The sequence below is a fragment of the Aquabacterium soli genome, from assembly GCF_003933735.1.
Classification (GTDB): domain Bacteria; phylum Pseudomonadota; class Gammaproteobacteria; order Burkholderiales; family Burkholderiaceae_C; genus Aquabacterium; species Aquabacterium soli.
Genome location: NZ_RSED01000005.1, coordinates 86831 through 111216, shown reverse-complemented (window position 1 = coordinate 111216; position 24386 = coordinate 86831). Strand labels below are relative to the sequence as shown.

The 24386-nt window shown below is 63.4% G+C and carries 19 protein-coding genes, 2 tRNA genes and 3 rRNA genes; 5 read left to right on the top strand and 19 right to left on the bottom strand.

The features are described from left to right. The first annotated feature begins 3 nt into the window (after positions 1-3). Positions 4-900 carry a metal-dependent hydrolase gene (locus tag EIP75_RS07775; protein ID WP_158622773.1) on the top strand — a complete coding sequence of 299 codons (897 nt, stop codon included), beginning with the start codon at positions 4-6 and terminating at the stop codon, positions 898-900. Positions 901-982: 82 nt separating this feature from the next. Continuing rightward, positions 983-1858: a metal-dependent hydrolase gene (locus tag EIP75_RS07770; RefSeq protein ID WP_125242682.1), complete on the top strand. Its 876-nt coding sequence runs from the start codon at positions 983-985 to the stop codon at positions 1856-1858. A gap of 166 nt (positions 1859-2024) precedes the next feature. Here the strand turns inward: EIP75_RS07770 and EIP75_RS07765 are convergent, their stop codons facing one another. The 8 genes from EIP75_RS07765 to EIP75_RS07730 all read right to left on the bottom strand — a co-directional run bounded on the left by EIP75_RS07765 (position 2025) and on the right by EIP75_RS07730 (position 10157). Next, complete coding sequence (locus tag EIP75_RS07765; protein ID WP_125242681.1) at positions 2025-3218, bottom strand: phosphoglycerate kinase; 1194 nt, start codon at positions 3216-3218, stop codon at positions 2025-2027. Between the two features lie 284 nt (positions 3219-3502). Then, positions 3503-3973, bottom strand: a complete 471-nt coding sequence (locus EIP75_RS07760; protein ID WP_199758529.1) for a hypothetical protein — start codon at positions 3971-3973, stop codon at positions 3503-3505. 244 nt (positions 3974-4217) lie between these two features. Next, complete coding sequence (locus EIP75_RS07755; protein ID WP_125242680.1) at positions 4218-4670, bottom strand: Smg family protein; 453 nt, start codon at positions 4668-4670, stop codon at positions 4218-4220. A 94-nt stretch (positions 4671-4764) separates the two neighbouring features. Beyond that, positions 4765-4877, bottom strand: a 5S ribosomal RNA gene (gene rrf, locus EIP75_RS07750). A gap of 236 nt (positions 4878-5113) precedes the next feature. After that, a 23S ribosomal RNA gene (locus EIP75_RS07745) occupies positions 5114-7995 on the bottom strand. Positions 7996-8332: 337 nt separating this feature from the next. Beyond that, a tRNA-Ala gene (locus EIP75_RS07740) sits at positions 8333-8408 on the bottom strand. Positions 8409-8434: 26 nt separating this feature from the next. Then, positions 8435-8511: transfer RNA gene (locus EIP75_RS07735), tRNA-Ile, on the bottom strand. 115 nt (positions 8512-8626) lie between these two features. Then, positions 8627-10157: ribosomal RNA gene (locus EIP75_RS07730) — 16S ribosomal RNA — on the bottom strand. Together the 16S, 23S and 5S rRNA genes with 2 tRNA genes alongside form the textbook arrangement of a ribosomal RNA operon. 555 nt (positions 10158-10712) lie before the next feature. Here EIP75_RS07730 and EIP75_RS07725 point away from each other — a divergent pair. Further along, positions 10713-11462, top strand: a complete 750-nt coding sequence (locus tag EIP75_RS07725) for a 16S rRNA (uracil(1498)-N(3))-methyltransferase (protein WP_233584740.1) — start codon at positions 10713-10715, stop codon at positions 11460-11462. 63 nt (positions 11463-11525) lie between these two features. Here the strand turns inward: EIP75_RS07725 and EIP75_RS07720 are convergent, their stop codons facing one another. From EIP75_RS07720 to argS, 8 genes are all read right to left on the bottom strand, one after another. Then, positions 11526-12830, bottom strand: a complete 1305-nt coding sequence (locus tag EIP75_RS07720; protein ID WP_125242845.1) for a THUMP domain-containing class I SAM-dependent RNA methyltransferase — start codon at positions 12828-12830, stop codon at positions 11526-11528. A 269-nt stretch (positions 12831-13099) separates the two neighbouring features. Continuing rightward, complete coding sequence (locus tag EIP75_RS07715) at positions 13100-13837, bottom strand: DUF599 domain-containing protein (protein WP_125242678.1); 738 nt, start codon at positions 13835-13837, stop codon at positions 13100-13102. Between the two features lie 26 nt (positions 13838-13863). Continuing rightward, entirely contained in the window at positions 13864-15411 is a 1548-nt protein-coding gene (locus tag EIP75_RS07710) for an RNA polymerase factor sigma-54 (RefSeq protein ID WP_125242677.1), read from the bottom strand. A 15-nt stretch (positions 15412-15426) separates the two neighbouring features. Beyond that, positions 15427-16197, bottom strand: a complete 771-nt coding sequence (gene lptB / locus EIP75_RS07705; RefSeq protein WP_125242676.1) for an LPS export ABC transporter ATP-binding protein — start codon at positions 16195-16197, stop codon at positions 15427-15429. Then, the gene (lptA, locus tag EIP75_RS07700) at positions 16197-16886 is read right to left on the bottom strand and encodes a lipopolysaccharide transport periplasmic protein LptA (RefSeq protein WP_125242675.1); all 690 of its coding nucleotides are present in this window, start codon (positions 16884-16886) and stop codon (positions 16197-16199) included. Before lptA ends, lptB begins: the two co-directional genes overlap by 1 nt. 136 nt (positions 16887-17022) lie before the next feature. Beyond that, positions 17023-17682 (bottom strand): thiol:disulfide interchange protein DsbA/DsbL, encoded by a 660-nt coding sequence (locus tag EIP75_RS07695; RefSeq protein ID WP_125242674.1) that lies wholly within the window; start codon positions 17680-17682, stop codon positions 17023-17025. 20 nt (positions 17683-17702) lie between these two features. Continuing rightward, a complete protein-coding gene (locus EIP75_RS07690) occupies positions 17703-18353 on the bottom strand; it encodes an SPOR domain-containing protein (RefSeq protein ID WP_125242673.1) in 651 nt (216 codons plus the stop codon). A 23-nt stretch (positions 18354-18376) separates the two neighbouring features. Then, a complete protein-coding gene (gene argS, locus EIP75_RS07685; RefSeq protein ID WP_125242672.1) occupies positions 18377-20068 on the bottom strand; it encodes an arginine--tRNA ligase in 1692 nt (563 codons plus the stop codon). A 140-nt stretch (positions 20069-20208) separates the two neighbouring features. Here argS and EIP75_RS07680 point away from each other — a divergent pair, with 140 nt between their 5' ends. Then, entirely contained in the window at positions 20209-21546 is a 1338-nt protein-coding gene (locus EIP75_RS07680) for a protein kinase domain-containing protein (RefSeq protein WP_125242671.1), read from the top strand. A gap of 27 nt (positions 21547-21573) precedes the next feature. Here EIP75_RS07680 and EIP75_RS07675 read toward each other — a convergent pair whose 3' ends face one another. Beyond that, positions 21574-22395, bottom strand: coding sequence for a PEP-CTERM sorting domain-containing protein (locus EIP75_RS07675; protein ID WP_158622772.1), 822 nt, complete (start codon positions 22393-22395; stop codon positions 21574-21576). A 187-nt stretch (positions 22396-22582) separates the two neighbouring features. Between EIP75_RS07675 and EIP75_RS07670 the strand changes: the two genes are divergently transcribed. Then, positions 22583-22942 (top strand): hypothetical protein, encoded by a 360-nt coding sequence (locus EIP75_RS07670; RefSeq protein ID WP_199758528.1) that lies wholly within the window; start codon positions 22583-22585, stop codon positions 22940-22942. A gap of 60 nt (positions 22943-23002) precedes the next feature. Here EIP75_RS07670 and EIP75_RS07665 read toward each other — a convergent pair whose 3' ends face one another. Next, positions 23003-23458, bottom strand: a complete 456-nt coding sequence (locus EIP75_RS07665; RefSeq protein ID WP_125242669.1) for a DUF2214 family protein — start codon at positions 23456-23458, stop codon at positions 23003-23005. Next, the gene (locus EIP75_RS07660) at positions 23448-24377 is read right to left on the bottom strand and encodes a LysR family transcriptional regulator (RefSeq protein WP_125242668.1); all 930 of its coding nucleotides are present in this window, start codon (positions 24375-24377) and stop codon (positions 23448-23450) included. Before EIP75_RS07660 ends, EIP75_RS07665 begins: the two co-directional genes overlap by 11 nt. Positions 24378-24386: the final 9 nt, after the last annotated feature.

Here is a 24386-nt window from a genome sequence, read left to right as displayed (position 1 = left end):
AGCATGAGCCGTCAACCTGCCCACCCCATTCCCGACATCGTGCCCCGCGAGCGCCTGGACTTCGGCCTCGAAGGCGACATCCCGCGCCACTGGCTGGGCGGCGACGCGTTCAAGACGCGCCTGTTCGACGCGATGTCCACGCTGTTCCCGGTCGGCGAGCGCTTCTTCATCACCTGCGTGCGTGACTACAAAGACCAGGTCACCGATCCAGCCCTGCGGGTCCACATCAAGGACTTCACCCGCCAGGAAGGCCAGCACGGCATCGTCCACACCCAGTACAACGACCGGCTCACCGCCCAGGGCGTGCGTGTCGACCTGATCCTCAAGGGCCAGGAGCGCCGCCTGTTCGGCATCCTGCGCAAGCACCTCTCGCGTGAGTTCACGCTGGGCGTCACCGCCGCGGCCGAGCACATCACCGCCATCATGGCCGACGCCTTCGTCGAGCGCCCCGAGGTGCTGGAGGGTGCCGACGAGCGCATCCGCGCCGTCTACGTCTGGCACGCCATGGAAGAGATGGAGCACAAGGCCGTGGCCTACGACGTGCTCACCAAGGTCGCCCAGGCCAGCTACCGCACCCGCGTGCTGTCCATGCTGCTGGTCACCTTCCTGTTCCCCGTCAATGTGTTCCGCATCATGGCGCACATGCTCAAGGTCGACGGCTACACCCGCTGGCAGCGCACCCGGCTGTGGGCCAAGGGCCTGTGGTGGCTCTACAAGCCGGGCGGCGTCTTCCTGCCGCTGGCCGGCCGCTACTTCGCCTACCTCAAGCCCAGTTTCCATCCCTGGGACGACCCCGTCGTCGCCAGCTATGCCCACTGGCTGGACCTGATGGACAAGCACTCGCCCGTCACCGCCAGCAACCTGCTCAACGAGCAGCTCGTCGCGCAGCCCCACCGCTGACAGCGCGGAGAGCCGGCTCACCCACGCACTGACATCGCCGTACCGTCAGCACACACGACAGCGCCTTCGCAAGGAGAGCACCATGTCATCCGCTCCTCACACCATCGTCCCGCGCGACAAGCTTGATTTCAACCTCGACGGCGACATCCCCCAATACTGGTTCGGTGGCGATCCCTTCAAAACGCGCTTCTTCGACGCCATGTCCACCATTTTCCCGGAGGGTGAGCGCTTCTTCATCAGCTGCGTGCGCGATTTCCGCGACCAGGTGACCGACCCGGTGCTCCAGCACGAGATCCGCGACTTCATCCGCCAGGAAGGCCAGCACGGCATCGTCCACAACCAGTTCAACGACCGGCTCAAGGCCCAGGGCATCGACGTCGACATGCTTGAGCGCATCGAGACCAGGCTGCTCTTCGGCATCATGCGCAAGTACGTGCCCAAGAAGCACACCCTGGCCGTCACCGCCGCCTCCGAGCACATGACGGCCATCATGGCCCACAGCTTCTTCGAGCGCAAAGAGGTGCTCGAGCACAGCGACCCGCGCATGCGCGCCATGTACGCCTGGCACGCCATGGAAGAGATCGAGCACAAGGCCGTCGCCTTCGACGTGATGCAGAAGGTCGCCAAGGTCTGGTACCCGCGCCGCATCCTCGCGATGCTGGAGGTCACCCTGGGCTTCACCATCCACTCGCTGCTGGTCACCCGCTACATGCTCAAGGTCGACGGCTTCAGCCGCGGGCAGCGCGCCAGGATGTGGACCAAGGGCCTGTGGTGGCTCTACAACCCGCTCAATGGGCTCTTCACCTCCATCGCCGGGCACTACCTCCAGTACTTCAAGCCCGGCTACCACCCCTGGAAGGCTGGCCAACTCGACAGCTACCAGATCTGGCTGGACACCTTCAACCGCACCGGCAACCCCATCCTGGCCGGTGAAGCGCTGCACGCCGCAGGGCACTGATCATCGCGCCTGCGCGCCCCGTTCCGGCCATCACGCGCCCACAACGACAAAGCCCAGCATCAGCTGGGCTTTTTTCAGGACGGACCAATGGCGCACCGGCTCGCCAAGTCTGTTGACCAAGGCTGGCGGGGGTAGGAGCCCCTGCCCGCTGCCTCGCCGTTCCGACTCAACCGGCCGCGCGCTTGCTCAGGATCTCGAACGCCGGCAGCGTCTTGCCTTCCAGCACTTCCAGGAACGCGCCACCACCGGTCGAGATGTAGCTCACGTCCTTCTCGATGCCGTACTTGGCGATCGCCGCCAGCGTGTCGCCACCACCCGCGATGCTGAACGCGCTCGACTCGGCGATCGCGCGCGCGATCGTCTCCGTCCCGTTGGCGAAGGCGTCGAACTCGAACACGCCCACCGGGCCGTTCCACACCACCGTGCCGGCCTGCTTCAGCTGGGCTGCCAGCTTGGCGGCGGTCTTCGGGCCGATGTCCAGGATCAGATCGTCATCTTCCACGTCCGTGGCGGCCTTCACCGTCGCAGGCGCGTCGGCCGCGAACGTCTTGGCCACCACCACATCCTCAGGGATGGGCACCTCGGCACCACGCGCCTTCATCGCCTCGATCACGGCCTTGGCCTCGCCGATCAGGTCCGGCTCGGCCAGCGACTTGCCGATCTTCAGGCCTGCGGCCAGCAGGAAGGTGTTGGCAATGCCGCCGCCCACGATCAGGCCGTCCACATTCTTCGCCAGCGATTGCAGGATGGTCAGCTTGGTCGACACTTTCGAGCCCGCCACAATGGCCACCAGCGGGCGCTTGGGCGCCTCCAGCGCCTTGTTGATCGCATCGATCTCGGCTGCCAGCAGCGGGCCGGCGCAGGCCACCTTGGCGAACTGCGCGATGCCATAGGTCGTGCCCTCGGCACGGTGGGCCGTGCCGAACGCATCGTGCACGAACACATCGCACAGCGCGGCCAGCTTGTGGGCCAGCTCTTCGCTGTTCTTCTTCTCGCCCTTGTTCAGGCGGCAGTTCTCCAGCAGCACCACCTGGCCCGGCTGCACGCTCACGCCGTCCACCCAGTTGCTCACCAGCGGCACGTCACGGCCCAGCAGTTCGCCCAGGCGCTTGGCCACCGGGGCCAGCGAATCCTCGGGCTTGAACTCGCCCTCTGTGGGGCGCCCCAGGTGCGAGGTGACCATCACGGCCGCGCCACCCTTGAGCGCCAGCTCGATGGCCGGGACCGAGGCCCGCACGCGGGTGTCTTCCGTGATGTTGCCCGCATCGTCCTGCGGCACATTGAGGTCCGCACGGATGAACACGCGCTGGTTGGCCAGCTTGCCCTGGGCCACGAGGTCTTCTAGTCGGAGGATGTCCATGATGCTGATGCGCAGAAACGGGTTGTCCCTGAACGGGAAACCGACATTGTAGGCATCTGATCCCAGGGGGTGCAGCCAAAGCCCGTGCAACTCCCCCAGTCAGGCGGCCAGCCCTGCCGCGCGGCGCGGTGCCAGGCGTATCGTTCAGCAGGCAAGGGCCGCCGACATGAACTCCGCCGCGCTGGTCCGTGGCGTCACGCGCGTCACGCCGAGCACCTGAGGCACGCCGACCAGCAAAAGCATGACCCCAAAACGACGCAAGCTCAGTTGAGAGCGCCAGCCCATCAGGCCGGCTTGGAGGGGACCGAGGCGGCCTTTTCTGCGGCGCCCGATGCTGTAGGCTTGCTGACACCCTCAGCTTTTGCCTTGGCAGGCGTGGAGGCGGCCTCATCCTCAACCGTTTCCGTCTCGGCCTCCGAGTCGTCGTCGGCCTTCTTCTTCGGTTTGGCACCAGGCAGGGGCGGGCGGGGCACCGTCGGCGCGACGCCATCCAGCTTGTTCTCCCGCATGTACTCGTCCATCTCGCGCCAGCCGTTGAACACCGACGACTTCTCGGCCTTGGGATTGAGCACGTAGCAGTCTTCGATGGCGCGCATGGCGTGCCTGCAGGCCGAACCAATGGCCTTCGCTTCGGCCTCTTGTCGCTCCGCTGACTTGGCAGGGGTCTCGATGCCCAGTTGGTCGCAGCCAGCCAGCTGCAAGCCCAGAACCGCCCAAACCGTCCACCTCAGAAGCGAAGGGCTCTTTCTGGTCATGCACACACTCCTTGGAAAGCTCGGTGCGGCCATCCATGCCACCCGTCTTCGCGATCTCTACCTTGTTCTACCAAGACACTCCTGCGGAGCATCTCACTTTTCACATTTACGGCAGGCCATGGCGATACTTGACCATGAAGAACAAGCTGCTGCCCGTCGAGCCAATACAGCAGGTCGTGCGTGGGCCTATGCGGGGGCTCGATGGGGAAGATGGAAGGGGTTCCTCTCTAAGGAACCCAGATCATCAATGGAGGACGCGTTCGCCCTCTTCGGCGAACAGTTCGTCCAGGATCAGGGCATCGGGCTCTTCGCCCATCGACCAGAACACCATCAGCACGATCACCTTCAGGTCTTCCAAGCTGACCGGGGCGCCGGAGATGGCCAGCATGCGGTCCAGGATCATTTCCCGCTGTGAGGCGGAAAGCACGCCGGCAGACTCCAGGAACTGCAGGAAACCCAGGGCCTCGGGACCCATGTGTTCGAGTTCGACCGAAGAATAAATCCGGACGCTGCTCGATTGGGGCTGAATGGGTTCAGTGGACGCAGCCTGTGTGAGGCCTTCAAGCCATGTGAGGGCTTCTGATATCTCTTCCGCCTCGAAGCCGACGGCAGACAACTTGCGTGTCAGCAGATCCGCTTCGGGAAAGGCGTCTGGGCGCCAATAGTGCTCGTAGAGATAAACAAGTACGTCGAACATGAAACCACTATAACGCATCACTTTCGGACGCGCAGAAAGTGACCGTAGAAATAACAAAGCCCCCATCTTTCGATGGGGGCTTGTTGCATTAATAGCCTGACGATGTCCTACTTTCACACGGGAATCCGCACTATCATCGGCGCTGAGGCGTTTCACTGTCCTGTTCGGGATGGGAAGGAGTGGGACCACCTCGCTATGGTCATCAGGCTTAACCGTTGGCCTTGGCCTGGCTTGCGCCAGGCGGGCGTTGTTGGGTCTACCATGGCAGCTGCCATTGCTGGCAGCTTGTCGGTATCAACAAACTCGTAGAGTCTTTATTAAATCAGCATGCAGATGATTGCGTGAACGCTTCAATGTTTGAAGCAACGTACAAGAAACGTTTTATTCACATATTGTCCTTGACGCTGTTCGACGGATTTTAGCCCATCGTTCGTCAAAGTTATAGGGTCAAGCCTCACGGGCAATTAGTATTGGTTAGCTTAACGCATTACTGCGCTTCCACACCCAACCTATCAACGTCGTGGTCTACAACGACCCTTCAGGGGGCTCAAGGCCCCGGCAAGACTTATCTTGAGACGAGTTTCCCGCTTAGATGCTTTCAGCGGTTATCTCTTCCGCACTTAGCTACTCGGCGATGCCACTGGCGTGACAACCGATACACCAGAGGTGCGTCCACTCCGGTCCTCTCGTACTAGGAGCAGGCTCTCTCAATCTTGCAGCGCCCACGGAAGATAGGGACCAAACTGTCTCACGACGTTTTAAACCCAGCTCACGTACCTCTTTAAATGGCGAACAGCCATACCCTTGGGACCGGCTACAGCCCCAGGATGAGATGAGCCGACATCGAGGTGCCAAACACCGCCGTCGATATGAACTCTTGGGCGGTATCAGCCTGTTATCCCCAGAGTACCTTTTATCCGTTGAGCGATGGCCCTTCCATACAGAACCACCGGATCACTTTGTCCTACTTTCGTACCTGCTCGACTTGTCAGTCTCGCAGTCAAGCACGCTTATGCCAATGCACTATCACCACGATTTCCGACCGTGGCTAGCGTACCTTCGAACTCCTCCGTTACACTTTGGGAGGAGACCGCCCCAGTCAAACTGCCCACCATACACTGTCCCCATCCCGGATAACGGGACAAGGTTAGAACCTCAAACACACCAGGGTGGTATTTCAACGTTGGCTCCACAGCACCTAGCGGCACTGCTTCAAAGCCTCCCACCTATCCTACACAGATCTGTTCAAAGTCCAATGTAAAGCTACAGTAAAGGTTCATGGGGTCTTTCCGTCTTTCCGCGGGGAGATTGCATCATCACAAACATTTCAACTTCGCTGAGTCTCTGGAGGAGACAGTGTGGCCATCGTTACGCCATTCGTGCAGGTCGGAACTTACCCGACAAGGAATTTCGCTACCTTAGGACCGTTATAGTTACGGCCGCCGTTTACTGGGACTTCGATCAAGAGCTTGCACCCCATCAATTAATCTTCCAGCACCGGGCAGGCGTCACACCCTATACGTCGACTTTCGTCTTTGCAGAGTGCTGTGTTTTTATTAAACAGTCGCAGCCACCGATTTTTTGCAACCTCATTGGGCTCCAGGAGTAAATCCCTTCACCTACTAAAGGCACACCTTCTTCCGAAGTTACGGTGTCAATTTGCCGAGTTCCTTCTCCAGAGTTCTCTCAAGCGCCTGAGAATACTCATCTCGCGCACCAGTGTCGGTTTGCGGTACGGTCAATCTATAGCTGAAGCTTAGTGGCTTTTCCTGGAAGCAGGGTATCACTCACTTCGTCTGCAAGCAGACTCGTTATCACCCCTCATCTAAGCCCGGCGGATTTGCCTACCAGGCACGACTACAGGCTTGAACCAACATATCCAACAGTTGGCTGAGCTAACCTTCTCCGTCCCCACATCGCACTATAGATCGGTACAGGAATATTAACCTGTTTCCCATCAGCTACGCATCTCTGCCTCGCCTTAGGGGCCGACTCACCCTACGCCGATGAACGTTGCGTAGGAAACCTTGCGCTTACGGCGAGGGGGCTTTTCACCCCCTTTAACGCTACTCATGTCAGCATTCGCACTTCCGATACCTCCAGCATCCTTCACAAGACACCTTCACAGGCTTACGGAACGCTCTCCTACCACTCACAGTAAACTGTGAATCCGCAGCTTCGGTAACTGGCTTAGCCCCGTTACATCTTCCGCGCAGGACGACTCGATCAGTGAGCTATTACGCTTTCTTTAAATGATGGCTGCTTCTAAGCCAACATCCTGACTGTTTTAGCCTTCCCACTTCGTTTCCCACTTAGCCAATTTTAGGGACCTTAGCTGGCGGTCTGGGTTGTTTCCCTCTTGAGTCCGGACGTTAGCACCCGGTGCTCTGTCTCCCAAGCTGTACTCATCGGTATTCGGAGTTTGCAATGGTTTGGTAAGTCGCCATGACCCCCTAGCCATAACAGTGCTCTACCCCCGATGGTAATACTTGAGGCACTACCTAAATAGTTTTCGGAGAGAACCAGCTATTTCCAAGTTTGTTTAGCCTTTCACCCCTATCCACAGCTCATCCGCTAGTTTTGCAACACTAGTCGGTTCGGACCTCCAGTGCGTGTTACCGCACCTTCATCCTGGCCATGGATAGATCACTTGGTTTCGGGTCTACACCCAGCGACTAGACGCCCTATTCGGACTCGATTTCTCTTCGGCTTCCCTATTCGGTTAACCTTGCCACTGAATGTAAGTCGCTGACCCATTATACAAAAGGTACGCAGTCACCCCTTGCGAGGCTCCTACTTTTTGTATGCATGCGGTTTCAGGATCTATTTCACTCCCCTCCCGGGGTTCTTTTCGCCTTTCCCTCACGGTACTTGTTCACTATCGGTCGATTACGAGTATTTAGCCTTGGAGGATGGTCCCCCCATCTTCAGACAGGATTTCACGTGTCCCGCCCTACTTATCGTCTACTCAGTTCCACAAATGACTTTTCTCATACGGGGCTATCACCCACTATGGCCGGACTTTCCATTCCGTTTTGATAAGTCAAATGCTAAAGAAGACTAGGCTGTTCCGATTTCGCTCGCCACTACTTTCGGAATCTCGGTTGATGTCTTTTCCTCGAGCTACTTAGATGTTTCAGTTCACTCGGTTCGCCTCGCATACCTATGTATTCAGTATGCGATACCCCTAAGGGTGGGTTTCCCCATTCGGATATCTCCGGATCAAAGCTAATTTGCCAGCTCCCCGAAGCTTTTCGCAGGCTATCACGTCCTTCATCGCCTGTAATCGCCAAGGCATCCACCACATGCACTTAGTCACTTGACCCTATAACTTTGACGCCCCATGCCGTTCATGCACGAGGTATCTAGGACCAAGGACAATTTGTGAGCGCTGAAGATCTTGCAGACCCTCAGCACGCGTTCTTGCCGTTTCTTCAAATCTTTCATTGAAGTTTGTTGACGCAATCATCTGTTGCTGATGGCACGGTGCACCCCGAAGGATGCTTTCCATCAGCAACGCTGATTATTTCGACTCTACGAATTTTTAAAGAGCAGCTTGCAACTCAAAGGTCACAAACCAAATGCCTGCGCCACCTCTCGGCGGGCAACTATTTGGTTTGGAACCTTGCGCTTGATTGACAATACCGAGCCACCTGAGATGGTGGTGGAGGATGACGGGATCGAACCGACGACCCCCTGCTTGCAAAGCAGGTGCTCTCCCAGCTGAGCTAATCCCCCTTCGGGCTTGCCTTGACAAGACCTAATGGTGGGTCTGGTTGGATTCGAACCAACGACCCCCGCCTTATCAAGACGGTGCTCTAACCGACTGAGCTACAGACCCAACGCATTCATCAGCGCCAGGCTCTACAGCCCGACGCCTAGCGTCTCTGTCAATCTTGCTGCTATCAACAGCCGATAAGTGTGAGTGCTTGATGCTCGCATCATGCATTTTCTAGAAAGGAGGTGATCCAGCCGCACCTTCCGATACGGCTACCTTGTTACGACTTCACCCCAGTCACGAACCCTGCCGTGGTAATCGCCCTCCTTGCGGTTAGGCTAACTACTTCTGGCAGAACCCGCTCCCATGGTGTGACGGGCGGTGTGTACAAGACCCGGGAACGTATTCACCGCGGCAAGCTGATCCGCGATTACTAGCGATTCCGACTTCACGCAGTCGAGTTGCAGACTGCGATCCGGACTACGACCGGGTTTCTGGGATTAGCTCCCCCTCGCGGGTTGGCAGCCCTCTGTCCCGGCCATTGTATGACGTGTGTAGCCCTACCCATAAGGGCCATGAGGACCTGACGTCATCCCCACCTTCCTCCGGTTTGTCACCGGCAGTCTCATTAGAGTGCCCTTTCGTAGCAACTAATGACAAGGGTTGCGCTCGTTGCGGGACTTAACCCAACATCTCACGACACGAGCTGACGACGGCCATGCAGCACCTGTGTTTAAGTTCTCTTTCGAGCACTCTCACATCTCTGCAAGATTCTTAACATGTCAAGGGTAGGTAAGGTTTTTCGCGTTGCATCGAATTAAACCACATCATCCACCGCTTGTGCGGGTCCCCGTCAATTCCTTTGAGTTTCAACCTTGCGGCCGTACTCCCCAGGCGGTCAACTTCACGCGTTAGCTTCGTTACTGAACAGCAAGCCGTCCAACAACCAGTTGACATCGTTTAGGGCGTGGACTACCAGGGTATCTAATCCTGTTTGCTCCCCACGCTTTCGTGCATGAGCGTCAGTACAGGTCCAGGGGATTGCCTTCGCCATCGGTGTTCCTCCGCATATCTACGCATTTCACTGCTACACGCGGAATTCCATCCCCCTCTACCGTACTCTAGCCGTGCAGTCACAAGTGCAGTTCCCAGGTTAAGCCCGGGGATTTCACACCTGTCTTGCACAACCGCCTGCGCACGCTTTACGCCCAGTAATTCCGATTAACGCTCGCACCCTACGTATTACCGCGGCTGCTGGCACGTAGTTAGCCGGTGCTTATTCTTCAGGTACCGTCATCCCCCCGAGGTATTAACCCAGAGGATTTCTTCCCTGACAAAAGCAGTTTACAACCCGAAGGCCTTCTTCCTGCACGCGGCATTGCTGGATCAGGCTTGCGCCCATTGTCCAAAATTCCCCACTGCTGCCTCCCGTAGGAGTCTGGGCCGTGTCTCAGTCCCAGTGTGGCTGGTCGTCCTCTCAGACCAACTACAGATCGCAGGCTTGGTAGGCCTTTACCCCACCAACTACCTAATCTGATATCGGCCGCTCCAATAACGCGAGGTCTTGCGATCCCCCGCTTTCACCCGTAGGTCGTATGCGGTATTAATCCGGCTTTCGCCGGGCTATCCCCCATTACTGGGCACGTTCCGATATATTACTCACCCGTTCGCCACTCGCCACCAGGATTGCTCCCGTGCTGCCGTTCGACTTGCATGTGTAAGGCATGCCGCCAGCGTTCAATCTGAGCCAGGATCAAACTCTTCAGTTTAATCTCTGCAATTACAAAACTCATCTCGGAATCGATCGAAGAACAAAGCATAAGCTCTATCCATCTTTCAAATTCATGAGTATCTGGCACAACACTTGCACCAAACACCCACGCTTATCGGCTGTTAATTTTTAAAGAGCATTTCGCTTTGGGCGCCGCTTTCGCTTTGCCGCCTGATCTGCTTTGCTGCTTTGTTTGCAGCGCCGTGATCAGCGAAGAATGCAATTATGGCATGGATTTGAAGCAGTGCGCAAGCCCTGTCGAAAAAAGATCAAAGAAAGTTGCTCGGCGCGGTTTCGAGGCTGTTCTGCCACGGTGCGGCGGCGAGACGCCCATCGAGGAGCCCTGCCCTGTCAGCAGCACCAGAGGGCCTCTCCGCGCAGGGCTTGGCGCGCGCTCTATATATGTATGTGGCGGACGACATCGCATGGAAGGCGCGCGGCGGCCCGATCTGATGCGCGACACTCGGTGGTGGCCGCGCGGATGGTGCGGCGTGTCCTGGCAGCAGGCTCGATGGGCGGGCCTTCATGCCAGGTTGGCGCAAGGAGCGTGGGTGTGGGTGTGCGTTTGTTCTTGAGAGATGCGGTGCTGGCCAGCGGGCAGGAGTTGGAGTTGCCTGAAGGTGCCGCACGCCACGTGCAGGTGCTGCGCCTGCAGCCAGGCGATGCGGTGGTGCTGTTCGATGGACGCGGCGGCGAGTGGTCCGCCCAGGTGGCACGCATGGGGCGGCGCGAGGTGGCCGTGGTCGTCGGGCCGCACCAGGAGGTGCAGCGAGAGTTGCCCATTTCCGTGACGCTGGCCCTGGGCATGCCCACCAACGACCGCATGGACTCACTGGTGGAGAAAGCCACGGAGCTGGGGGTGGCGGCGATTCAGCCACTGGTGTGCGAGCGCTCGGTGTTACGCCTGGACGGCGAGCGGGCAGCCAAAAAGGTGGCGCACTGGCAGTCGGTGGCGGAATCCGCCTGCGAGCAGAGCGGGCGCACACGGGTCCCTGTGATTCACGCCGTGCAGACGCTGAAACACTGGGTGGAGACGGCGGATGCCCGGATGCACCGCGCCTTGCTGAGCTTCGAGCCCAGCCTGTCCGGTGGGCAATGGTTGGCCCAGGGCGAGCGGCTGACGCCGCAGGCAACGCATCCGGGCCTGTGCTTCCTCAGCGGCCCCGAAGGGGGGCTGACCGATGCGGAGGAAAAGCGGGCGCGTGAACTGGACTGGGTACCGGTGGGACTGGGTGCCCGCGTGCTGCGTGCGGACACGGCGCCCTTGATGATGCTGTCGCTGGTCGCAGGGCACGTCGGCTGAGTGCGGGGAGGGGCAGACCGGGCAGCGCCGTCGTGATGCCCGGCGCGCCGCAGCCTCAAGAGGTCAGGATCCGTCTGCGTCTACCTGGGGGGCCTGTTGCGCCCTGGCCGAGCCGGACACCAGGTCGAAGCGGAACAGGCGGCACTCGATGGGGCCGTTGAACATGACGACGCGGCGGCTTTCCTTCAGGCGCATGGCGCTGGGCAGCTTCATGTCGGGGCTGAGCACCCAGGCGGTCCAGCCGCCGTACTGGCGCTTCCAGTGGGAAGCCATGCGGGAGAAGAAGTCGCTGGCGCCCTGCTGGTCGACGAAATCCTCACGGGCGAAGCGCTCGCCGCCGCCATGGCCGGTGCCCTTGGGGTCGATGCGCTCGCCATAGGGCGGGTTGAACATGAGGACGCCGCCTTCGGCCGGGGCCGGGCGCTGCAGGGCATCGGCCGTCTTGAACTCGATGGCGTGCAGCACACCGGCGCGCTCGGCGTTGCGGGTGGCGAAGTCGGTCATGCGGAAGGACACGTCGCCGGTGTAGATGCGCACCGCCGGGGCATGGACGCGCTCGCGGGCCTGCTGCTTGAACTGCTGCCACACGGCCAGGTGGGCCGCGAAGGGGCGCAAGCGCTCGAAGGCGAAGCGGCGCTGCAGGCCGGCGGCGATGCCGCAGGCGATCTGGGCCGCCTCAATGGCGATGGTGCCGGAGCCGCAGCACGGATCGAGCAGGGGACCGTCTTCGGCTCGGCCTTTCCAGCCGGCGGCGGCGAGCATGGCAGCAGCCAGGGTTTCCTTGAGCGGGGCCTCGCCCTTGTCTTCACGCCAGCCACGCTTGAACAGGGCCTCGCCGGAGGTGTCCACATACAGATGCGCGACGTCGCCATCGAGGTGGAGTTGCAGGCTGAGGTCGGGGTGGCGGGTGTCGACGTCGGGGCGCTCGCCGAACTGCTCGCGCAGGTGGTCGCAGACGGCGTCCTTGATGCGCAGGCCGGCAAAGTTCAGGCTTTGCAGCGGGCTGTGGCGGGCAGTGACATCGACGCGCAGGGTGTTGCGGGGGGTGATCCAGTCATCCCACTGGACGCTGCGGGCCAGGTGGTAGAGCTGGTCTTCGCTGGCGTAGGGCCCCAGGGCCACGCGCCACAGCACGCGCTGGGCCAGGCGGCTGTGCAGGTTGAGCAGGAAGACGGCGCGGACCATGGTGGCCGCGAGCTCGCTGGTGAGATCGAAGGACAGGTCGATGGCGCGGCGCTCCTGCGTGGCGGGCGCCACACGCACACCGCCACGCTCGGGGGTGATCTCCAGCGGCAGCGCATGCAGCCAGGGCGAGATCTCCTCGGCCAGCAGGGGCTCGACGCCTGCGGCGCAGGGCAGGAAGAGCATCGGGGTGAGGTCACGGCGCGCGGGCGGTGGGGCCGGGCGGCGCTGGCCACCGGGCGGGCCTGCATCACGGCCGGATCCGGGGCGTCCGGCATCCCGTCCGGCCGGCCGGCCCATGTCGCGGCGGGCCGCGTCGGGGCGGTCTCGGGGGACGCGGACGGGCGGGCCGGGGCGGCGGGGGGGCGTGGAGTTCATGGCGGAAGGATAGCGGGAGGAAGGCCGCACCGCAGCCCCCAGGGTGAGGATGGCGGCGCCAGGGGCGCCGGCGGCGGTCAGAGGTGACCGGGGGCGTCGGCCCGCAGGATGGCGGAGACGTCGGAGCGGAATTCGCGCCGGAACAGCACCCACAGCACGGCCAGGGTGAGCGCCATGAAGATACCCGGCGAGATGAACCAGCCGATGACGGCGAAGGACATGTAATAGGCGCGCAGGCCGTCGGCGAAGCTTTCGGCGGCCAGGCCCATCAAACGGCCGGCGCGGTCGGCGTACTCTTCTCGGTCGGCCACGCCGCTGTCGAAGACGGAGACATTGGGGGCGGCCCCCACCACGATGGCGCCAAAGGAATAGACGCGCATCGACCAGGTGAAGCGGAAGAAGGCATACACGAAGACGACCAGCAAGGTGATGACCTTCAGGTCGAAGATGAGCATGGAGGTGCGCGCAGCGAAGGGCAGGTCCTGCACCAGGACGTTGGCCTTGTCGCTGGTGCCCAGCACCGCCAGCAGACCGCCGAGCACGAGGATGGTGGTGGAGGCCCAGAAGGACGGGCTGGCCGACAGGTTCTGCACCACGGCCGCATCGACGATGCGCTGGTCACGGAAGGTGACCTGGCGCATCCACAGCTTGCGGTAGTGGTTGGTGCTGGCCAGCAGGGTGCGCTGGACCTTGGCGCGCCAGTCGGCAAAGAGGGCATAGCCGATCCAGCCCGTGATGAACAGGGCCAGGGCCGCCCAGTCCTGCCAGGGCAGGACGGCGATGAGGTTGGAGATCAGGTTGGGCAGTTGCGGCATCGGGGCGGCACGGGAGCGGCGGCAGATCAGAGCGATTTGCGCAGGTTGGCCGGGGCGATCTTGAGGGCTTCGCGGTACTTGGCCACGGTGCGGCGCGCGACCTGGATACCCTGCTCTTCGAGCATGCTGCTGAGCTGGCTGTCGGACAGCGGCTTCTTGGCGTCTTCGGCCGAGACGAGCTGCTTGATGAGCGCACGCACGGCCGTGCTGGAGGCGTTGCCGCCGGCCTCGGTGTTGAGCGAGGAGCCGAAGAAGTACTTGAGCTCGAACGTGCCGAATGGCGTGTTCATGTACTTGGCCGTGGTCACGCGCGAGATGGTCGACTCGTGCAGGCCGAGTTCATCGGCGATCTCGCGCAGCACCAGCGGCTTCATGGCGATCTCGCCGTGGCTGAAGAAGTTCTTCTGGCGGTCGACGATGGCGTTGGAGACGCGCAGGATGGTGTCGAAGCGCTGCTGGATGTTCTTGACGAACCAGCGGGCCTCCTGCAGGCGCGAGCTCATGCCGGCATGGCCTTCGGAGGCCGCGCTGCCACGCGGCGCGCGGCTCTGCTTGAGGGCCTGGGCATACAGATCATTGATGCGCAGCTTGGGCATCACGTCGGGGTTGAGCACGACCTTGAAGCCGCGGCCGGACTTCTGCACGATGACATCGGGCACGATGATGTTGGCCTCGGCGCGCGTGAAGGGACGGCCCGGCTTGGGCTCGAGCTGCACGATCAGGGCCTGCGCATCCTTGAGCAGGGCCTCGTCGGCGCCGGTGGCGGCCATGAGCTTCTTGAAATCGCGGCGGGCCAGCAGTTCGAGGTGGCTCTTGCAGATCAGGATGGCGATGGCCTGGGCTTCGCTGCGGGGCTTGGCACGCAGCTGCAGGATCAGGCACTCGGACAAATCAGCTGCACCCACGCCCAGGGGGTCGAGGTTCTGCAGCCAGCGCAGGGCGCAGCGCAGGCGGGAGAGCACTTCTTCGCGCGTGTCCTCGTCGGCATCCTCGGGCAGCAGGGAAGCGGCGATCTCTTCCAGCGGGTCGGCCAGGTAGCCGTCCTCGTTGAGGGACTCGATGAGCATGTCGACCGCGGCCATGTCCTGCGCCGACAGGCGGGTGCCGCGCAGTTGGTGGCGCAGGTGCTCGGCCAGGCTGATGGCGACGCTGTTGCGCTCCAGCGGGTCGAAGTCGTCGTCGTCGTTGTTGCGCGACGGGGTTTCGCGGATGCCGTCGAAGTCGTCGCGCTCGGTGCCGTTTTCCCAGTCGTCGCGCTCGGTGGTGCCCAGATCAGCCGTGTCCAGGCCCGCGCCCTCGGCCGGAGCCTCGCTCTCGGTGGAGGCCGCACTTTCGACGTCGCGGGTCTCTTCACGCTGCAGGCGTTCGGACTGTTGGCGCTCGGTGTCCAGGCTGACCAGGCTGTTGTCGAAACCGCCTTCGTCTTCCGGCTCGAGGAAGGGGTTCTGCTCGAGCATCTGCTCGACCTCTTGATGGAGCTCGAGCGTGGACAGCTGCAGCAGGCGGATGGACTGCTGCAGCTGGGGCGTGAGCGCCAGGTGCTGCGAGAGCCGGAACTGCAAGGAGGGCTTCATGGACTGCCAGTGCCCTTACATGCGGAAGTGCTCGCCCAGGTAGACCTTGCGGACCTCGGCGTTGTGGATGATCTCTGAGGGGCGGCCTTCGGCCAGCACGCGGCCCTCGCTGATGATGTAGGCGCGGTCGCAGATGCCGAGGGTTTCGCGCACGTTGTGGTCTGTGATCAGCACGCCGATGCCACGCCCCTTGAGGAAGCTGATGATGCGCTGGATCTCGATCACGGCGATCGGATCGACGCCTGCGAAGGGCTCGTCGAGCAGGATGAAGCGCGGCTGCGTGGCCAGGGCCCGGGCGATCTCGACGCGGCGGCGCTCACCGCCGGACAGGGCCAGGGAGGGGCTGGTGCGCAGGCGCTCGATGCTCAGATCATGCAGCAGGGTGTTCAGGCGCTGCTCGATCACCGCCGAGGTGAGCGCCTTGCCGCGCTCATCGACCTGGAGCTCGAGCACGGCACGGATGTTTTCTTCGACGTTGAGCTTGCGGAAGATGGACGCCTCTTGCGGCAGGTAGCTCAGGCCCATGCGGGAGCGCTGGTGGATGGGCAGCAGCTCGACGCGCTGGCCGTCGATGTCGATCATGCCGGCGTCGGCGCGCACCAGGCCCACGATCATGTAGAAGCTGGTGGTCTTGCCGGCCCCGTTGGGGCCCAGCAGGCCGACGACCTCACCGGCACCAACCGCGACATGCACGTCGTGGACGACGGTGCGGGCGCCGTAACGCTTCTTGAGGCCCTCGGCGCGCAGCCGGCTGGTGGCGGTGACGGGAGGCGCGGCGTCTGTCATCAGCGGGTGCTTTCGAGGGCGGGTTGCGACAGGTTGCCGGAGGGGGCCAGCCTGGCGCCATCACGCGGCGCGGGGCTGCTGCGCGGAGCGGAAGCCCCGCCATCGTTGCGCGGCGCGATCACGCCGCGCACCCGTCCGCCCGACGAGGCGCCGGAGGTGCCGCCACCGCCGCCTCCGCCGGCCACCTGGAAGACCTCGGTGCGGTTGTCGTAGACGATGCTCTGGCCCACGACCTCGTCGGAGACCGTGGCGCCACTGAGGCGGCGCATCACGGCGCGGCCCTTGAAGTAGACCTTGTCGCCTTGGCCGTCGTATTCGATGCGCTCGGCCTCGCCTTCGATGAATTCATCGACGCCCTCACGGCGCTGGCGGAAGTAGGCGCGGCCACCCGCGCCATTGGTGGCCACGGCGGTCTGCGAACCATCGGCCTGCTGGCGCACCTCGACCTTGGCGGCGCGCAGCACAATGCTGCCCTTGGTGATCTCGACATTGCCCGTGAGCACGTTGACGCGCTGGTTGTCGTCGACCCGGGCGTTGTCGGCCGCGAAATTGAGCGGCTGGAAACGGTCGGACTTGTCGGCCCAGGCCGGCTGGGCAAACAGGGCGCCACCGACGAGCAGTGCCAGCAAGAGAGCCAGGCCAGCGGGGCGGTGACGGGGTTCAGCGGGAGGCAGTGAAAACACGGGCATGCGGCGAGCCGTTATCGGCATGAATTTTGCATTCATTTTAGCCGTGAAGCCTGTGCGTGGACAGGCCTCAAGGGGATGTCCGTGCAAATCCTCCGGAAAAAGCCCCCGCAACACGGGGGCCTGCGGAGGCAGCCGATCAGCCAGCCTTGCGGGCCAGGCCGATCAGGTAGTCGGTGGTGGCCAGGGCCTTGTCGGGTGTGCCGTTGAGCGACACCGACGTGAAGTACCGGCCGGCCACGCCGATGGCGGGCACGCCGTCGATCTTGTAGGCGTCCATCAGGCTGCGGGCCTGGGAAGACTTGGTCTGCAGCGCGAAGGAGTTGTACATGGCCAGGAACTTGGCCTTGTCCACGCCCTGCTTGGCCACCCAGTCGCCGATCAGTTCGGGCTTGTCGAGCTTGAGCTGCTCTTCGTGGATGGCATGGAACACCTTGGCGTGCAGTTGCGGGATCAGACCGAGGGCCTCGATCGCGAAGTACAGGCGCTGATGGGCCGCGAAAGGGTTCTCGCGGAAGGCCACGGGCACGCGCCTGAAGACCACATCGGGCGGCAGCTTGGCGGCCCAGGCGGCCAGCGAGGGCTCGAAGTGGAAGCAGTGGGGGCAGCCGTACCAGAAGAACTCGACGACCTCGACCTTGCCTGCCGGGGCGGACACCGGGGCACGCTGCGAGAGCTTGACGAAGTTGGTGCCTTCGACCGGGGTCTGGGCCTGCGCGGATTGCCAGGGGGCCAGGCCGGTGGCCAGGCCCAGACCTGCCAGGGCGGCGGTCTGCTTGGAAAACTCTCGGCGGTTCATCTGGAGGGTGTCCTTTCTGTTCACTTCTGGACGCGCACCAGTGCCGTGTCGATGCCGCTGCCCGAGAGCTTGACCCGGACTTCTTCAGCCAGTTCCCTCTGAGCGAAAGGCCCCAGGCGCACACGGAACATGGTGCGGCCGTTGACCTCGCGCTCGGAGACGCGGGCTTCCATGCCCATCATCGACAGCTTGGCGCGCTGCTGTTCAGCTTCAGCCGAGTTGCCATAGGCACCGGCCTGCACGTAGAAGCTCAACGCATCAGCGGCCGGGTTGGTGGACACAGCGGGTTCGCTGCCGGACAGGATGGCTGCAGGGTTGCGGGCGGTCGACGCGGGCGCGCTGGCCGGTTTGGCAGGCTCGGACGCCTTGGCCGATGCGGCGGATGCCGGGGCAGACGCCGCATTGGCCGGGTCGGCGGTGACGTCTTCGACGATGGGCTTGGGCACCGGCTTGGGTTTGGCAGGGTTGTTGCCGTACAACGGTGCGTTCGGGTCCCAGTTCTTGTTGTGCTCGGCCTCGGCGGCATCTTGCTCAGCCGTGCGCTGGGGCACCTTGTCGATGAAGGGCAGCGGTACCTTGGTGACGTACAGGGCCACGCCCAGCGCCAGCGCCAGGCCGATCAAGAGGCCCACGATCATGCCGAGGAAGAAGCCTCCGCGTTGCGATTTCATAGAGCGGCGTCCTTTGAAGGGGATCACATTTTGTCCGGGGCACTGACGCCGAGCAGCGCCAGGCCGTTGCGCAGCACCTGGGCGGTGGCTGCCAGCAGCGCAACACGGGCGCGGGTCAGGTCGACATCATCCACCAGGAATCGTTCCGCCGCGTAATAGCTGTGGAAGGCCCCAGCGAGATCGCGCAGGTAGAAGGCCACGTCGTGCGGGGCCAGGCCGGCGGCGGCCTGCGTGAGCATGTCGGGGTATTCGGCCAGCTTGCTCATCAGGGTCAGCTCGCTGGGGGCAGCCAACAGCGCCAGCTGGGCGCCGGGCAGGCTCGCCAAATCGCCACCGCGCTCGGCCGCCCAGTCGCGGATCACCTTGCTCATGCGGGCATGGGCGTACTGGACGTAGAACACCGGGTTCTCGTCGTTGGTCTTGAGGGCCAAGTCGACGTCGAAGGTGAACTCGGTGTCGGCCTTGCGGCTGATCAGGAAGAAGCGCACCGCATCCTTGCTGGTCCACTCGATCAGGTCGCGCAGGGTGACGTAGCTGCCGGCGCGCTTGGAGATCTTGACCTCCTCGCCGTTCTTCATCACGGTGACCATCTTGTGCAGCACGTAGTCGGGCCAGCCCTGGGGGATGCCGACACCGGCCGCCTGCAGGCCGGCGCGCACGCGGGCGATGGTGCCGTGGTGGTCAGAGCCCTGGATGTTCACGCACTGCACGAAGCCGCGCTCCCACTTGGCGATGTGATACGCCACATCGGGCACGAAGTAGGTGTAGCCACCGTCGGACTTGCGCATGACGCGGTCCTTGTCGTCGCCGTAATCGGTGCTGCGCAGCCACAGGGCGCCGCCGTCCTCGAACGTCTTGCCGGCGGCGACCAGCTTGTTCACGGCCGCCTCGACGCGACCCGAGGTGTACAGGCTGGATTCGAGGTAGTAGTTGTCGAAGCGGACGTCGAAGGCCTTGAGATCCAGATCCTGCTCGTGGCGCAGGTAGGCCACGGCGAACTGGCGGATGCCATCCAGATCGTCAGGATCACCGCTGGCGGTGAACTCGCGGTCGTCGGCCTTGACGGTCTTCTTGGCCAGGAAATCGTTGGCGATGTCGGCGATGTAGTCGCCGTTGTAGGCCGATTCGGGCCACTCGGCATCACCAGGTTTGAGGCCCTTGAGGCGCGCCTGGGTGGAACTGGCCAGGGTGGCGATCTGCACGCCGGCATCGTTGTAGTAGAACTCGCGGGTGACCTGCTGACCCTGTGTGGCGAACAGGTTGCACAGGGCGTCGCCCAGCGCGCCCTGGCGGCCGTGGCCCACGTGCAGCGGGCCGGTGGGGTTGGCCGAGACGAACTCGACCAGCACTTTTCGATCGGTGGCAGGCTGGGTGCCGAAGGCCTCGCCCGCGGACAGCACATCCGAGACGATGGACTGCTTGGCCTCGGGCTTGAGGCGCAGGTTGATGAAGCCGGGGCCGGCGATCTCGACGGCCGAGACCCACTGCTGCACAGCCGGCTGGGCCTGCAGGGCCGCGACGAGGGCCGTGGCCAGCTCGCGGGGGTTCTTCTTGAGCGGCTTGGCCAGTTGCATGGCGGCCGTGACGGCCAGGTCGCCATGGGCGGCCTGCTTGGGCGCCTCGAACACGGGGGTGAAGGACGCATCGGCGTCGGGCGCCGCCTGGCGCAAGGCCTCACCCAGGGCCTTCAGGAGATCACGCTTGGCTTGAATCATGGGGGCATTTTACGGGGTGCCCCCAGGCGGGCGCACAAACGTCAGAATGTCACGAAATGCCGGGCGTCGGGCGGGCTTTTCGCGCCATGAAACCCGGGGCGGACGTGGAAAGATGGGGGCTACACGGATCTCGGCCATTCATGGAAGCCATCGACATCGAACTGGGTGCGAGCCGCATCGGCAAGTACCAGCTGATCCGCCGGTTGGGCGAGGGCGCCACCAGCGAGGTCTTCCTGTGCCAGGACGATTTCTTCCAGCGTGACGTGGCGCTCAAGCGCGTGCGCTCGGCCGCGCTGACGGACGCGGTGGATGGCCCGGTCTACGCGCGCTTCTTCGCGGCCGAGGCCGCGCTGGTGGGGCGCCTGCAGCACCCGAACGTGGTGCAGATCTTCGACGCCGTGGCCGACCCGGTGGCGCCGTACCTGGTGATGGAGTACGTGCCGGGCACCACGCTCAAGAGCTTTTGCCGCCCGGACAACCTGCTACCGCTGGAGCTGATCGTCGAAATCGGCTTCAAGTGCGCGATGGCGCTGAGCTACGTGTACAAGCAGGGCCTGATCCACCGTGACGTCAAACCCGCCAACATCCTGGCCATCACCAACGCGCAGGGCCTGGTGACGGACGTGAAGATCACCGACTTCGGCAGCGTGCTGAACCTGCAGGCCGACGCCACGCAGGTGCACCAGGTCGGCTCGCTGGCCTACATGTCGCCCGAGCAGCTCGAAGGCGAGGTGCTGGACAGCCGCGCCGACATCTATTCGCTGGGCGCGGTGCTGTACCACCTGATCGCCGGGCGGCCGCCCTTCGAGGCGAACTCCCAAGCTGTACTGATGAACCAGATCTACAACCAGACCCCCGCCCCGCTGACCGGGATGCGGGCCGGTGTGAACCAGGCCGTGGACGAGGTGCTGCAAAAGGCCCTGGCCAAGGAGCCCAAGGACCGCTACCCGAACTGGGATGCTTTTGCAGAGGCCCTGTCAGACCTGATCGTGAGCCACAAGGTGCCGCGCGGGCACCTGCAGGGCGTGCTGGATTCCGAGCGCTTCAACCTGCTGCGCCAGCTGGACTTCTTCGTGAGCTTCGGCGATGTGGAGCTGTGGGAGGTGGTGCACCGCGCCAAGTGGCAGCGCTTCCCGTTCGGGCACTCGCTGTACAAGCGCGGCGAGGAGGGGCGCACCTTCCACATCATCGCGCAGGGCAGCGTGGAGGTGTTCCGCAACGGCAAGCGCGTGGCGCTGCTGGGCGCGGGCACCTCGGTGGGCGAGATGGCCTACCTGGCGCCCAACCCCGAGCTGCGCCGGCACAGCACCGATGTGATGGTGTCCGAGCCGGCCACGACGATCTCGTTCACGCCGGAGACGCTGGGGCAACTGAGCCCCAACTGCCGGCATCTGTTCGACGAGGCCTTCATCCGCGTGCTGGTGCGGCGCCTGCATGCGGCGCACGAGGCGCTGGCGCATCCGCGTCGGATCATGTAAGGCGCAGCGGGCAGACGCCTTGGCCCGTCAGGCAACGGGACGCCGACGGGCCCACCAGGCCACGGACACCAGGCCCGCCAGGCCCAGGGCCAGCGACCCGGGTTCAGGCACAGCCACCACATGGGCCTGCACGCTGATCGTGCTCAGGTAGATCTGCCCTTCGCCCAGATCGCTTTCAGTGTGATAGATCGATTGCTGGATGTAGACCGGCACGGTGTTGTAGTAGCAGGTGAATGGGTCTTCCGTCTCGCAGTGGTCCAGCACCTGCTCGTCATGGGAGTAGACCAGTTCATAGCCATCAAAGATCTGGATGTACTCCACATTGGCCGACGCGCTCAGTTCGCCGGCCAGCAACGGAGCGACAGACCCCGATTGGTAGTTGTCGATCGAGAAACTGTCACTGCCGCCGTTGCCATTGAAAATCAGGGGGCCTGATTGCGCGTTCAGGCTCACGCTGGCGGGAGACTCCACAGAGTAGCCACCGGTGTAGGTGACGGTGTAGCCTGTGATCGCATAACCAGCCTCCGGCGTGAAATTGAACAGGGCATTGAAGGACCCAGTGCGCGCGTCGGAACCGAAGAACACATAGCTGCTGGCGAAGGCGGCCAAGGTTCCGCCAAAGTCCAGCTTCACACCCTGGCCCACCTGGCTGTACGCTGGCGACACGCCCTGAGGCCCTGTGTAGGTGCTGTCGCTGGTGAACGAGAAGGTGCTCGGATCGAAGTCGATGGTGACCTGGCCCGTGGACCATTGCGTGGACTGGGCCTGGGCCAGCGCGGTCAGGCCGATTGCGAGGGTGGCAACCACACTGCGGCGCGCCAAGGCGCCCCTGCGGGAAAAGGACGTCATGATGGGGCTCCGAAGCGGACATGAATGGGGCTTGACCATATGCCTCCTTGTCACGCCGTCACATCCCTAGCTTCGCTGTCATCCGCCGCATGGGGGCACTGCGTTGAGCTTGAGGCGCCACTGGCGCCCGCCTCACCCGGGCGCTAGACTGACCGCACCACCCTTTTGCACACCACGGAGAGTTCACATGCGCTTGATGATCGCCGCGATGACCCTGGCCCTGACCACCAGCCTGGCCCATGCCGCCGACGCCACCTGCGAAGCCAAGGCGGCCGACAAGAAGCTGGCCGGCGCCGCCAAGACCAGCTTCGTCAAGAAATGCGAGAAGGACACAGCCAAGTCCGCCTGCGCCACCACCGCCGCCGACAAGAAGCTGGCCGGCGCCGCCAAGACCAGCTTCGTCAAGAAATGCGAGAAGGACACAGCCAAGTCCGCCTGCGCCACCACCGCCGCCGACAAGAAGCTGGCCGGCGCCGCCAAGAACAGCTTCATCAAGAAGTGCGAGAAGGATGCCGCAGCCAGCGCAGCCTCAGCCGCCTCGAAGTAAGCCGCACGGGTCAGGCCCTCGGGTCTGACGGGCACAGCGGGCGCCTGCTGATCGGGATGATCAGCGCGCCCACACCCCACGCGCCAGCAGCACGGCCGCCAGCGGGATCAGCATCACCAGGTGCGCCTGCACCATGATCAGCTTGCGCACCTTGCGCACCTCGGCCTCGGGCGGCAGCGCACCGTTCGCATCCAGCGCCTTGCGCCAGCGGATGAAAGCCCGCGTCGGCGCGATCGAGATCAGGCCCACGATCACGAACAGCGTCACCTTGATGTGCAGCAGCGGCTGGTGCCAGTACCACCCGAAACCCTTGACGCCCCAGTAGGTGCGCGCAAAACCCGTGGCCAGCACGGCGATCGCCGCCACCATGTAAATGATGTCCACGCGCGCCAGGCGGCGCACCACGGCGGCGTTGATCCATTCGGGGCGGCACAGCGCGGCCTCGCTGGTGATGAAGACGACGAGGGTGAGGATGGCCACGAAGTGCGCGTAGGCCAGCAGGGATTCAGTCAGCATGGGGACTCCTGGAGGACATGGACCAGTATGACGGGTCACCATACGTGGCCTTGATGAAATCGATCCACAGGCGCAGGCGCACGGGCAGGTGCTTGCGTTGGGCGAAGACAGCATAAATGCCGTTGGGCGGCGCGGCGACATCGTCAAGCACGCTGACCAGGCGGCCCGCACGCACATCGGATTCGACCTCCCACCACGAGCGCCAGGCCAGTCCCAGGCCCTCGAGGCACCAGGCGTGCAGCACTTGGCCGTCGGAGCAATCGAGCTTGGTGGCCGGGCGCACATAAGCCGTCTGCCCGTCCACCGTGAAGGCCCAGCCGCGCGTCTGGCTGGCCTCTGAGCTGAGCGTGAGGCAGTCGTGGCGGCCGATGTCGGCGGGCACCATGGGGCGGCCGTGGCGCGCCAGGTAGTCGGGGCTGGCCACGCACAGGCGACGGTTGTCGGCCAAGCGCACACTGACGAGGCTGGAATCGGGCAGGTCGCCCACGCGCACAGCGCAGTCGAAGCCTTCGTTGACCAGATCGACCAGGCGATCGGCCAGGTTCAGCGAGATGGACACCTCCGGGTGCTGGGCCACGAAGCGCGGCACCAAAGGCGCCACGTGCCGGCGCCCGAAGCCGGCCGGCGCGGTGATGCGCAGGTGGCCGCTGGCCTTCACGCCCCCGGCGCTGACGCTGGCCTCGGCACTGGCCAGGTCGGCCAGCAGGCGGTGGGCATCTTCAAGAAATGCCGCGCCCTCGTGCGTGAGGCTGATGCGCCGGGTGGTGCGCACCAGCAGTTTCACGCCCAGGCGCTCTTCCAGTGCGTCGATGCGGCGGCCGATCACGGCGGGCGCCACGCCCTCGGCGGTGGCCGCGGCGGTGAGGCTGCCCTTGGTGGACACGGCCACGAAGGATTCGATCTGCTTGAGTCGGTCCATGGACCTGGA